General features: G+C 37.3%; 11 protein-coding genes. 6 read left to right on the forward strand and 5 right to left on the reverse strand.

The genetic code is table 11. From position 1 onward, the window contains the following. Positions 1–378: 378 nt before the first annotated feature. The 3 genes from E4661_RS02400 to E4661_RS02410 form a co-directional block, all read right to left on the reverse strand. Entirely contained in the window at positions 379–1,887 is a 1,509-nt protein-coding gene (locus tag E4661_RS02400; RefSeq protein ID WP_136465221.1) for a PQQ-dependent sugar dehydrogenase, read from the reverse strand. 362 nt (positions 1,888–2,249) lie between these two features. Continuing rightward, entirely contained in the window at positions 2,250–2,705 is a 456-nt protein-coding gene (locus tag E4661_RS02405) for a cold-shock protein (protein WP_136465222.1), read from the reverse strand. 109 nt (positions 2,706–2,814) lie between these two features. Further along, on the reverse strand, positions 2,815–3,006 hold the full coding sequence (locus E4661_RS02410; protein WP_136465223.1) for a cold-shock protein: 192 nt from the start codon (positions 3,004–3,006) through the stop codon (positions 2,815–2,817). A gap of 271 nt (positions 3,007–3,277) precedes the next feature. On the opposite strand from E4661_RS02410, the gene E4661_RS02415 reads away from it, so the two are divergent. The 6 genes from E4661_RS02415 to E4661_RS02435 all read left to right on the forward strand — a co-directional run bounded on the left by E4661_RS02415 (position 3,278) and on the right by E4661_RS02435 (position 8,893). After that, entirely contained in the window at positions 3,278–3,784 is a 507-nt protein-coding gene (locus E4661_RS02415) for an RNA polymerase sigma factor (protein WP_136465224.1), read from the forward strand. Continuing rightward, a complete protein-coding gene (locus E4661_RS02420; RefSeq protein ID WP_136465225.1) occupies positions 3,781–4,371 on the forward strand; it encodes a hypothetical protein in 591 nt (196 codons plus the stop codon). Before E4661_RS02415 ends, E4661_RS02420 begins: the two co-directional genes overlap by 4 nt. Positions 4,372–4,423: 52 nt before the next feature. Further along, positions 4,424–5,830 (forward strand): alpha/beta hydrolase family protein, encoded by a 1,407-nt coding sequence (locus E4661_RS02425; protein ID WP_136465226.1) that lies wholly within the window; start codon positions 4,424–4,426, stop codon positions 5,828–5,830. 145 nt (positions 5,831–5,975) lie between these two features. Beyond that, positions 5,976–7,199 (forward strand): helix-turn-helix domain-containing protein, encoded by a 1,224-nt coding sequence (locus E4661_RS02430; protein ID WP_168796313.1) that lies wholly within the window; start codon positions 5,976–5,978, stop codon positions 7,197–7,199. Between the two features lie 132 nt (positions 7,200–7,331). After that, positions 7,332–7,496: a hypothetical protein gene (locus tag E4661_RS19005; protein WP_168796314.1), complete on the forward strand. Its 165-nt coding sequence runs from the start codon at positions 7,332–7,334 to the stop codon at positions 7,494–7,496. A gap of 56 nt (positions 7,497–7,552) precedes the next feature. Then, a complete protein-coding gene (locus E4661_RS02435) occupies positions 7,553–8,893 on the forward strand; it encodes a flavin monoamine oxidase family protein (RefSeq protein WP_205728916.1) in 1,341 nt (446 codons plus the stop codon). A gap of 53 nt (positions 8,894–8,946) precedes the next feature. Here the strand turns inward: E4661_RS02435 and E4661_RS02440 are convergent, their stop codons facing one another. Both E4661_RS02440 and E4661_RS02445 read right to left on the reverse strand, forming a co-directional pair. Beyond that, on the reverse strand, positions 8,947–9,534 hold the full coding sequence (locus tag E4661_RS02440) for a helix-turn-helix domain-containing protein (protein ID WP_136465229.1): 588 nt from the start codon (positions 9,532–9,534) through the stop codon (positions 8,947–8,949). A 104-nt stretch (positions 9,535–9,638) separates the two neighbouring features. After that, complete coding sequence (locus E4661_RS02445) at positions 9,639–11,819, reverse strand: carbohydrate binding family 9 domain-containing protein (protein WP_240751394.1); 2,181 nt, start codon at positions 11,817–11,819, stop codon at positions 9,639–9,641. Positions 11,820–11,863: the final 44 nt, after the last annotated feature.

The raw sequence follows: 11,863 nt of genomic DNA on the forward strand, positions 1-11,863 counted from the left end.
TCTTAAATGTTGGGGGGAGACTTAAAAGTAGTCAGGGAGAAAATTAGTGATTTAGAAACAAAATTCATTATACAAAAACCTTAAAAATTCTGGGGTTTTTGTCCATTACATGCACTTTTGCCTTCTTCCCTACTGGTTTTGGGCAAAAAAGCATTCCATTACCTTTTCAAAAGAAGTTTTTAGAATAATTTTTCAGGAAGTGCGGTACCAACTTTCGCTTTTACCAAAGCTCAAGTTACATAACGCAAGAACATTATGGAACAGATTGTTTCATTTCCATAATAAGCCATTATGTAAAATTGCTTTGGAAGTCGTTTTTGAGTTAAATAACCTTACAGTACTTTTAATTTGCCTCTTACGCTTGAATAAAGTCGGATACTATTGTTCAGGCACAAGGCGTATAAGTCTACCGGGTCCCTCAACCACAATGTAGAGATAACCGTCTGTACCCATTTGTGCATCACGTACCCTACCTATACCATCCAATAGCGTTTCATGGCCAACAACCTCGTCGCCATTCATCTTTAAACGATGGAGGTATTCGAATTTGAGCGAGCTAACGAACAGGTCATTTTTCCAATTCCCATAAAAATCACTGGACACAAATGTCATTCCACAGGGAGCAATGGAAGGAGTCCAATAATATACGGGTTGTTCCATGCCATCCAATGCTGTGAGGTCTGTAAATGTGGTTCCATCATAATTGATGCCGTATGAAATCACGGGCCAACCGTTGTTGTTCCCTGCTTCCAAAATATTGATTTCATCACCTCCCCGAGGGCCATGCTCGCCTTCCCAAAGCGCTCCAGTTTCTGGATGGAGGCTCATCCCTTGAGGATTGCGTGTACCATAGGTGAAAATTGAATTGACCGCTCCCGATGTATTATAAAAAGGGTTGTCGTCAGGAATTTGACCGTCGTCATGTATACGGTGTATTTTTCCAATAGCATTGTCCAATTCCTGAGGGTAAACATCCCTATATCCGCGATCACCTACAGAAACATATAAATAGCCATTGTTATCAAATACCAATCTTGAGCCATAATGGCGAGAACTATTGAGATACGGAAGGGCCGTAAATATATTCTCTACATCAACCAAGTTGTTTCCCTCTAGCCTAGCTCTTGCCACTGCGGTGGATCGCTCGGATGAATCATTGGGGTTGGCACGCGAATAGGATAGATAAACCAATGAATTGTTTTCAAAATCTGGATGTATAAGCACATCCAACAATCCGCCCTGCCCCTGCGAAACAACATCTGGAACGCCTACAATTTCTGTCAATTGCTTATCATTACCTACCAAAAATAACCCTCCCCCACGCTCGGTCACCAAAATTTCACCATTGGGCAATTGTTCTAACCCCCATGGAATGCCGGGAATCTCATCTGTAATGGTTTCCAACCGAAAGCTGAGGTCATCCGATAAGATCAAACCAGACAAATCGGGGTTGTCCTCCTCTAACATCGCTTTGGTTTTTCCATCGATCTCGGTAAGAATATAGTTGGTCAAATCCTCGATTTCTTGTGCACTTAATGTAGAATTATAAGCTGGCATGCCATTGCCAGAATACCCATCAGTTATAGACTCTATTACATTTTCAACGGAATTGCCATAAGTCCAATCGCGTTCAACAAACGAGGCTAGGTCTTGTCCATGGCAGCCTCCGCATTGATTTCTATACGTGAGGGCCACATTTTCTGGGTCAACAATTTCATTGTCCGGATCAATTTCTTCTTCGGGCGACTCGGGATCCGTCGAGCTGTTACAGCCTAACAAGATGAACATAAAAGACAGCAACACATATTTCGTTGTGTTCAACCATTGGCAAGCGTACTTTAATTTGAACGTTATCTCAGAAAACCGATTTGAGGTGATTAGGTCCATAATTATCTGTATTAGATGGGTGGTGAAAATCTATAGCTTGAATTACCAAAGACGAACTAATTTATAGTGCCCTAGTAATTAGCAAATTAACGTTACATATTGAAATAAAGTATAGCGTCAGGGTTTCGAAAGGGGGCTCATTATCAGTAGATTACTATCAAGTTATGGAACCCTAAGACGCGGTTGTATAGAGATTTACTTAAACGGTGAAAGGAACTATTAGTCCACCATTTCATGCACTTTTACCTCCCCCACTCTCCTACTTCGCTTTCCAGCTCCGAAGGATTCGTTTACGGTTCGGCAAAACAGTATTCCATTATCTTTTAAAAAAGTTTTTAGATGAAATGACCTTACTAAAAAAACTATTGTTCCAGACTCACTCGAACCGCATTCATTCCCTTTTGGCCTTTTTCGAGTTCAAAAGTAACCTTGTCATTTTCATTGATTTCATCAATTAGACCAGAAACATGCACGAAGTGTTTTTCTTGGGTTTCTGTGTCCATTATAAATCCGAAACCTTTAGAATGATCAAAAAAGGCGACTTTACCCTTACGAACAGGGTCAAATTCTTCTTCAATTTCTTCTTTTTGGGGAATGCCCAACACTATCTCAGAAGCATCGATTTCTTCCTTTTCTGAGGGCAATGAAGGAGTATCGGTAAGATTACCATATTGATCAACATAGGCAAAAGGAATGCCTCCTTCGCTTTCTTTGGCTTCAGCCCTTCGAGCTTCTTTTTTCTTTTGCTTTTCTTCGCGTTTCTTTTGCCTTTTCTTTTCTTTCTCTCGTTTACTAAAAGTTTGCTGTGATTTTGCCATGTACGGGTTTATGCCATTAAGGTAATAGATTTATTTGCAACTGAGTATTCTTTGAAATAAAAAAGCCCATCTTTTATAGATGGGCCTAAAAAAACTAGACTTTATGAATTTAGATGACCCTTACGTTTACTGCATTCAATCCTTTTTTTCCTTGCTCTAAATCAAATTCAACTTGGTCACCTTCGCGAATTTCGTCGATTAATCCAGAAACATGTACAAAGTGCTCTTTATCTGCACCTTCTTCGTTGATGAAACCAAAACCTTTGGTGTCGTTGAAGAACTTTACTGTTCCTTTACTCATTACTATTATTTAAAATTAAAATGCAAAGGTGCATCAAATTATCCAGTATTCTGTTATTTGTTTCAGATTAATTTAATTATTTTATTGAATGTCAACAAAGAAACATAATGCGGGACGTTATAATGTTCTACTTTTAGTAGTTGGCGTTCAATAACAATAATTCCCCATTATGTAAAATATCCTTCACGTCTTAAGCCCCAATAAAAAAATCGGATAGGATGTCATATTTTTAAAACTCTTGTAACTAAAATAATAGATACAAGACTTAAGAATGACCAAACAATTAGAAGATACCTTTCTAGCAGCCTTGGAACAAAATCAGCAGAAGCTTTTCCGAATATGTACGGTTTATTCAAGCACTTCTGAGGATGCCAAAGACCTTTTCCAAGAGGTTTTGGTACATATTTGGAAAGCAATTCCCACTTTCGAATCAAAATCTTCTATTGGAACTTGGATGTTCAGGGTAACTATAAATGTCTGTCTCCGTTTTCGATCCAAGCACACCAAAAGAATTGATCGCTTCATAAACTTGGACAGTGTCACTATTTCCCAAATGAACGAGGAGCCCAAAAGAGATGAACAAAATGAACAACTAATCAATCTTAGGCATTGTATAAAGCAACTGAATGATTCTGATAAAGCGGTAATCGCTCTTTATCTAGAAGAACTACCATACAAGGAGATATCAAATATAACCGGTATAACAGAAAACACGGTTGCAGTTAAGATAAAGAGAATTAAAAAGAAGTTGTTGAATTGTTTAAATGCGAAGTTATGATGGAAGATGAACTAATTCAGATTTGGCAATCCTCTAGCGATCAAGAGCGTATAAAGTTTGAAAAATCAAGGTTGATGATTGAGTTGGAATCCAGTTTAACCCGTTTGCATAAATGGTGGAAATATCTAGAACTGGTTGAAGGAGTATCGATATTGATATGTATTCCGGTGTTTGCATTTTACGTTTACTTTGTTCCATTTATCCTGTCGAAAATTGCTTCAGCATTAACAGTGATATGGCTGATTTATGTAATTGTGAGGATTGTAAGGATAAAGAAGTATAAACCTAGTGCCTTCACGGAAAGTTACTTAGATTATTTGCACAAAACCAGGAAGTATCTCAAAGTCCAAATGTATCTTTTGAAATCGTCTCTTTATTGGTATATCCTACCGGGCATTTTTTTCATTTTTTTGTTCCTTGTAGGTGCTTGGGAGAAGCCGGAAACCCACAATGTGATTATATTAACAGCGGTACTTGCTATTTGTATTGGAGTTATCACCTATTATATAAACAAAAGAAGGGTTCGGAAAGAGTTTGAGCCTAGGTTGAAAAAAATTGATGAGCTTATTGCCGTTATGGAAGAATAGTGTTGCTTAAAAGGGAATCCGTGCTTTTATCTAAAATGAAAATCACCTATAAATGAAAACAAATAAAATACTTACAGCCATTTTAATTTTGTCAATTACCACAACAGCATTTGGACAAGATATAAACGGCCAATGGAACGGACTTCTAAATATTCCAGGTTCACCCTTGAGATTATCCATAAATGTAAAAGAAACACCAAATGGGCATAGTTCTACCTTGGATAGTCCTGACCAAGGTGCTTTTGGTATTCCCGTAGATACTACCTTATTTAAAAATAACATCTTAAAATTAGTGGTGGTCAAACTTGGAATTGAATACAATGGGGAGTTTTCAGACGGGTCATTTAAGGGCAATTTTATGCAAGGGCCAATGACTTTGCCTTTGGAATTGTCCAGGGATAAGTTGGAAAAATCTTCTGTAAATAGACCACAAGAACCTAAAAAGCCATATCCCTATCATACTGAGGATGTAACTTTCAAAAATACAAGGGCAAATATCACCCTGGCAGGCACTTTGAGCATGCCCAGTAAAGAAGGTAAATTTCCAGCAGTAGTTTTAATTACCGGAAGCGGCCCACAAGATAGAAATGAAGAAATCGTGGGACATAAACCTTTCCTGATAATTTCCGATTACTTGACTAGAAGGGGATTGGCCGTTTTGAGGTTTGATGATAGAGGTTTCGGAAAATCTACCGGTGATTTTTCTAAGGCTACTTCTGCCGATTTCGCTACAGATGTCAGTAGCGCAGTAACTTATTTAAAAACAAGAAAGGAAATTAATGAAACCAAAATTGGCCTGATTGGCCATAGCGAGGGAGGGTTGATAGCTCCAATGGTGGCTGCTGAATCTAAGGATGTAGATTTTATTGTTTTATTGGCGGGGACAGGAATTGCCGGAAATGAATTGTTGTCCTTACAAGGAAAATTAATTGAAAAAGCGTCAGGGGTATCTGAGGAAAAAATAAAAATATCTGGTGAAATCCGGGATAAAATGATTGTTATGACAATGGCATCAGATAATCTGGAAATGTTGAAAGATGAATTAAGAACATATTTGGACAAGGAACTTCAAAATGAGTTGTCCAAATCTTTGATACCTCAAGGAATGACCAAGGAACGGTTCATTTCGTTACAGGTAGATTTTATGGCTACTCCTTGGATGGTCTATTTTTTAAGGCATGACCCAGCCACTATATTGGAAAAAGTAGACTGTGCAGTATTGGCGGTAAATGGGGGAAAAGATTTACAAGTACCACCCAAGGAGAACTTATCGGCAATTGAAGCTGCACTCAGAAAACATGGGAATGAGAAAATTACTCTAATAGAGTTTCCTAATCTAAATCACTTGTTCCAGAAATGTGAAACAGGAGCTCCAACAGAATATGGAGTCATAGAACAAACGTTTTCACCAATCGCTTTGGAAGAGATTTCCAGTTGGATATTGAAACAAATACGATAATTGCCACACTGTTTTTGAGGTAATATTGTACTTTTTAAAATATCGTTGAATTTAATTCAGGTGTTTGATTATAACTTGGATATAGGTATATAAAGTTTTAAATAGTTTTGCTGTTATATGGGATGCCATTTCATAAATGGCTTTCATGTTAAAGAATTTAGCTATATATGTATATACATTAACTCAGCCTATATTCAACAACCCTGAAACTGATATGTTGGCAAGCTTAAATTTTTGGAACACTATCCTTGCTCTGGAAGCAGTTTTTGCTTTCGTATTGTTTGTTTTTTTGATTAAGCTGTCAATCAAAACTAAAGTATACCTCCCACTTTTGGTTTTCACGTTTCTTTCGTTTGCGGAATTCACCATTTTGGCATTAATACATTTTGGGGCAATTGAGTACTTTCCGCATTTGATTTATATCAATGAGCCCTTTTTTATGCTCTTTGGACTTTTACTGTTTCTATATGCCAGAAGTCAGGTGTACCAACAATTCTTCTTTAGAAAGAACGATCTTTTGTTTTTCGTCCCTTTTGTTCTAGCGTTCATAACCTATCTGCCCGATTTTTTAGAAACCTCAACAGAAAAACTTGCTTTGCTGAGCAACGAAGGAGATACGGGGTTTGATATTGTACAGTATATATGGGAATGGAATTTTTATCTGGTGGTAAACATTTTCTTCCTTGTCAGGGCAATGAAAGAGTTAAGAGTCTACGATTTCAAATTGAAAGCGCAACATTCCAATATTAAAGATTCAAGTCTATATTTTACGCAACTGTTAATCAAGGTATGCCTTGGTTTTTATATTGTGGAACTAGTTTTTGTTTATCTTACCTATTATGGATTTCCTCATTATAATCAGATATATTTATCGTTAAATCTATTGACGGGGATTGTGTTATTACTGGTGAATATTGACGCGATTAAGTCTCATCGGCAGATTTTTCAAAACCAACTCTCCCAAATAAAACTACCAGTGATAACAAAAAATGAACTTGGGAAAAGAGAGATTAAATATGCGAGTTCAGGATTGAATGAAGAATCTTCCAAAAAAATTGAAGTAAGTCTGCTTCAGTTCATGGAGGAGAGAAAACCATACCTAGAGCCACAACTTCGAATAAAAGACTTATCCGCATTAACAGAAATACCCGTGCATCACATATCCCAGGTTCTTAATCAATCTTTCGATAAGAATTTCTATGAATTTATTAATGAGTATCGCATTAAAGAAGCCATGAGATTATTGAAAAACCCAAAATATCAAGATTACACCTACGAATCCATAGCTTTTGAAGTAGGTTTCAACTCGAGGTCGGCATTTTATAATGCATTTAAAAAGATAAACAATACAACACCTTCAAGATTATAGGCTTCGCTTCCTTTTACAATTGTCCTGATTTATAAATCAAAGCAACTCCCCAGTATTTTTCTTGTCCTGATTTAAAAGGCGCTACAAAAAAATGATTCGAACAGACTTATTTTGTTCTCAAAGTAATTAACGATGAACAGATTAAAATTTGAAGAATTGTTTGAAAAACCTCTAGGAGGATGGGATTTTAAAAATCCCGAAAAAGGACACCAAGATAGGTTTTTAAAAAAGTTGCAGAGGCACAAAAACACTTTTTGGTTGAAAATCCAACCTGGTGGGAATCAAATTGATTTTTGAAAGTACCATCCTTTTTCAAAAAGGCAGAAACTAATATGAATGCTAAAAATAAGAAAATGAATTCATTGATAGCCATACTTCTTTTATTGACAACCTACTCTTCATGTGATAAAGATCAAAATGTCGGGATTAATTCAAAAACACAGGAAAAAAAAGTAGTGATCATTGGTGCTGGGGTCTCGGGCTTGGCGGCTGCAAAACATCTTAAGAAGAAAGGCATCGATGTATTGGTCTTAGAGGCGCAGGATAAAACAGGAGGTCGATTAAAAACGGACAGAAGCTTGGGTGTTGCCTTTGACGAAGGTGCAAGTTGGATTCATGGCCCAGAAGGAAACCCGATTACATCCTTAGCATCATCAGCTGGAGCTGAGACTTTTTTGACAGATGACTTCAATGTTAAGGTGTATGACCAAAATGGTTCCGAATATTCAAGCAAAATACTTTCAACAGCTGAAAACCAATACAATAGGAAGATATTTAGGATAAACGGGGCTGAAGACCAAAGCTTTGGTAATGCTTTTTATAGCAAGTACCCCCAATACCAAAATGATAGATTATGGACCTATATGCTTTCGGCCTATTTGGAATTTGACACGGGTGGAGACCTTTTTAAACTATCATCCACATACTTTTATGATGATGAGGAGTTTGATGGTGATGATGTTATTATCACCAATGGTTTTGATAAAATTACCAACTACTTGGCCCAAGATATTGATATCAGATTAAACAATAAGGTTCATAGCATTGATTATTCCAACGAAAAAACCATAATAACCACCAACAAAGGTGAGTATGAGGCTGACTATGTATTGGTTACTGTTCCGTTAGGGGTATTAAAGAAAAACATCATAACATTTATTCCCTCATTACCAGAGGAAACCCAAAATACCATTGATAATTTGGATATGGGATCTGTAAATAAATTTCTTTTTACATGGGATGCTCCATTTTGGGACAATGACCTACAGTACATAGGTTACACTCCAGAACAAAGGGGGAAGTTCAACTTATTCATGAACGTTGGCAAATTTACCTCTGCGAATGCCTTAATAACCTTTGCATTCGGTGATTATTCCAAAGAGACAGAACAAATGTCTGATGCCCAAATTACAGAGGAAGTAATGGTGCATTTAAAGGCAATTTATGGTAATGACATTCCAAACCCTACCAATATGCTAAGGACCAAATGGAATACAAATGAATACACCTTCGGTTCCTATTCATTCGCAACAAATGGAACAACTGGTGAAAGCTTTGAGGTATTTGAGGAACCTATAAACGATAAAATATTCTTTGCTGGAGAACACACTATTGTCGATTACAGAGGAACTGTTCACGGAGCTTATTTAAGTGGTGTCAGGGAAGCAAAAAATATAATCAAGCTATTAAAATAATATTTCCCTCTATAAAGCTTTAAACATAATACGAGTACACTATTAGATTTTACTTATTTGAATAACCTAAGTGACAGAACGTATTTGGTTTTTTCATTCCTATAAACCCTAATTGTATTGAAAAGAATCATTACGATATTATAAAGGTAAAGTATCATAATGGGAACCAAGAATTTTAGAAAAATTCCTTGTGGTTCCACATTTTTCATTATTCTACCAACTAGTCCTGAAAACCAAAAAACAATATATAGATAAAATAAAATAGACCATGTTATTTCAAAATTTAAAATTGACTTCCCAACATCGTTCACATTTTTCAGTTTATCTTTTTTTAGCAGCCAAAAGATTAACGGGAGGATAATACCCAGTAAGGGGAAAAATAAGAACCCAAGCGCAGAAAAGTTCATTAAAGTTAGGTATCCTTTATCTTCTTGAACCTGCCAATCAATAACTTTATCAGGAGTTGTATTTAAAGCTATTGCCAACCTTTTTAAAGTATCTCCCCTAGGTACGGTTTCGTTGTTCTCAATTCGTTGAATGGTTCTGAGGCTTAAACCGGATTCTTCGGCCAATACTTCTTGCGATACGCCCTTTCGTCTTCTTAAATCTTTTACTCTCTGTGCCAAATCCAAATTCTTCATTTTAACATAATCATGATTCTAGGGCAAAAGTATCTGGTCTTTGCTGTGTTGATAGTGCCTGTATTATGTCATTCTTACGTCATTCGTATCTAGACATATGTTGCTCACCAATTAAACCAATGCGTAAATTTCAGGGTCAATGACCAACTTTTTCCAATATTTGGATCTAACAATTGCGTATTCGTATACACCAAAAATAAGTCGGATGCCGGTTTGTATCGCCATTGAAAGCGGGAGTTAAGATTAAAGTTTCTTGACTGTTCATTGTATTGGAACAATGTGGCAAAAAACAACTTGTTTGTAAAGGTCACATCTACCTCAGAACCTATAAGCCAAAATTCAGTATCGTTCCACGGAGCAGGTAGGCTAATATGGTTATAACTTAGGTTTGCATTTAAACTCACATGGGGCTGAAACCGATATCCGAGTTCCCCGTTTAGATTTATGCGGTTTCCATCCAAGTAATAGCCCCCAAAATAGCCACCCACGGTATATGTGAACATACTTTGAGGTTTGGAACTATAGTCAAAGCGTGCGGCATTCCATCGGTGTTTGGTTCCAACATCAAGAGAGTCCTTTCCAGATTGTGTTGGGTCAAATGGGGCCAACAGCTCAACATACTCATTGATCAGTCCTACCTCAAAACTGCTTCGATTGCGGAAACTGAGCAAATATTCTAATTCGCTCATGTTATCTGTTCGCTGTAAATCTCTATTTAAAAAATAATTGCTGTTCCATTTTGGACCATGGCTTAACACTTTACTTTCCTCAGTTTTCGGAAAAAAGGTATGGCCCAAAAAAGCATTTACATTGACAAAATCCTTTCGAGGTACAAAACCTACTTCGGCAGTATAATCTTCTCCTACATATTGTTCCTGTACTCTCCAATTCCATTTTCGACTTTTATACTCCAAATGTGCTGCTTGCGTAAGATCGTTGCCATTGATTCGGCCGGGCGCAAAAGATTTGAGAGCGAAAGCTTTACCTGTCCATAAATTATTGGAAGAGGCCAAATTGTACTCTACTCCCAAATTGCGATTGAATTTAGGGAATTGGGTGCGTAAAGAATCTGCCTCTTGAGGATAACGAAGGGATTCCTTATTTACAAACATGAACCCAATACTTGACCGACTGAATACCTTACGTTGCAGTGAAAACACAGCAAAATTTTGATTAGGTCGCCCAATATCGTCAATAGTAGCCGTTTGCATGTCCATTATCCCTAAACGCCATTTTTCATTTAAATTACCACTTAGCCTCGCTCCCGCGCGTATGGGAACACCTAGGCCTATCCGCCTCGAAAAGAAAGGACGAATAGTTGGATATCCAAAATTTGCAAAGAGATCTCCATTTTCCAGAAAAAATTGTCTTCTCTCAGGAAAAAACAACTCGAACCTATCCAAATTGGTTACTTGGCGATCCACTTCTACTTGAGAAAAATCGGGATTAATGGTCAAATCTAGATTTAGGGAAGAACTAATACTAATCTTAACATCTCCTCCAACTCTTTTTTGAACATCGTTTTCTTCATCAAAATCTTGCGAGAGGCCACCCAAAACATATGGAATTATGGAGAAATTGGTTCTGGGTGCGGGCGGAGGTGTATCCCAAACCAAAAAACCTGTATAGGCCAAGGAAGCGGTGGGAAATTGTCTGGGAATGGGCGTCCAGCTTGACTTTTCACTGGACTTTAAATCTAATCGACTAAAATTAATGCCCCATTCGGTGACACCGTCCTCATATCGAATCGATTTAAAGGGGATGGCCATTTCAACTACCCATTTGTTTGGATCTTGTTTGACCTTAGAAACCCATTTCGTATCCCAATTCAAATCCACACTGCCTCCTCCAAACATAGTACCGTCCCATTGTGCTCCAGCGGCATTGGAACCAAAAGAAAAGCCCGTGGTCTGATTGTTGAATGGGTCAATGAACAATAGAAAGTTATCATTCTTTCCGAAAGAAAAGTCCCTCCTCAACGATTCCACATAATACTTGTCGGGAACACTATTGAAAAAAATAGCCGCCAAGTATATGTTTTTATCATCGTAGGTCATCCGAATCTCCGAAGTTTCATTTGCCTTTCCCGTGTCCATGGGCAAAACCATGAAAAAATCATCTGCCACATCCGTTTCCTGCCAAGCTTTTTCATCCACTACCCCATCAATAGTGATTGGATGTGTCGTTTTTCGGATATGATATCTAAAGTTTGCGTTCTTTTTTTGGGCATGTAGATGAAGCACCCCAAGAACAATGGTAAAAACTAAAATGCTCTTTTTTGGCACAATGGAAAATCTGAATTGGAAAATGACTGACTATTATTATGGTT

Source organism: Flagellimonas onchidii, from assembly GCF_004804315.1.
GTDB classification, from domain to species: domain Bacteria; phylum Bacteroidota; class Bacteroidia; order Flavobacteriales; family Flavobacteriaceae; genus Flagellimonas; species Flagellimonas onchidii.

Bases quoted from the DNA above. Each gene is read 5' to 3' on its own strand.
- E4661_RS02400 (WP_136465221.1), bottom strand. From the start codon at position 1,887: ATGGACCTAATCACCTCAAATCGGTTTTCTGAGATAACGTTCAAATTA.
- E4661_RS02405 (WP_136465222.1), bottom strand. From the start codon at position 2,705: ATGGCAAAATCACAGCAAACTTTTAGTAAACGAGAGAAAGAAAAGAAA.
- E4661_RS02410 (WP_136465223.1), bottom strand. From the start codon at position 3,006: ATGAGTAAAGGAACAGTAAAGTTCTTCAACGACACCAAAGGTTTTGGT.
- E4661_RS02415 (WP_136465224.1), top strand. From the start codon at position 3,278: ATGACCAAACAATTAGAAGATACCTTTCTAGCAGCCTTGGAACAAAAT.
- E4661_RS02420 (WP_136465225.1), top strand. From the start codon at position 3,781: ATGATGGAAGATGAACTAATTCAGATTTGGCAATCCTCTAGCGATCAA.
- E4661_RS02425 (WP_136465226.1), top strand. From the start codon at position 4,424: ATGAAAACAAATAAAATACTTACAGCCATTTTAATTTTGTCAATTACC.
- E4661_RS02430 (WP_168796313.1), top strand. From the start codon at position 5,976: ATGTTAAAGAATTTAGCTATATATGTATATACATTAACTCAGCCTATA.
- E4661_RS19005 (WP_168796314.1), top strand. From the start codon at position 7,332: ATGAACAGATTAAAATTTGAAGAATTGTTTGAAAAACCTCTAGGAGGA.
- E4661_RS02435 (WP_205728916.1), top strand. From the start codon at position 7,553: ATGAATTCATTGATAGCCATACTTCTTTTATTGACAACCTACTCTTCA.
- E4661_RS02440 (WP_136465229.1), bottom strand. From the start codon at position 9,534: ATGAAGAATTTGGATTTGGCACAGAGAGTAAAAGATTTAAGAAGACGA.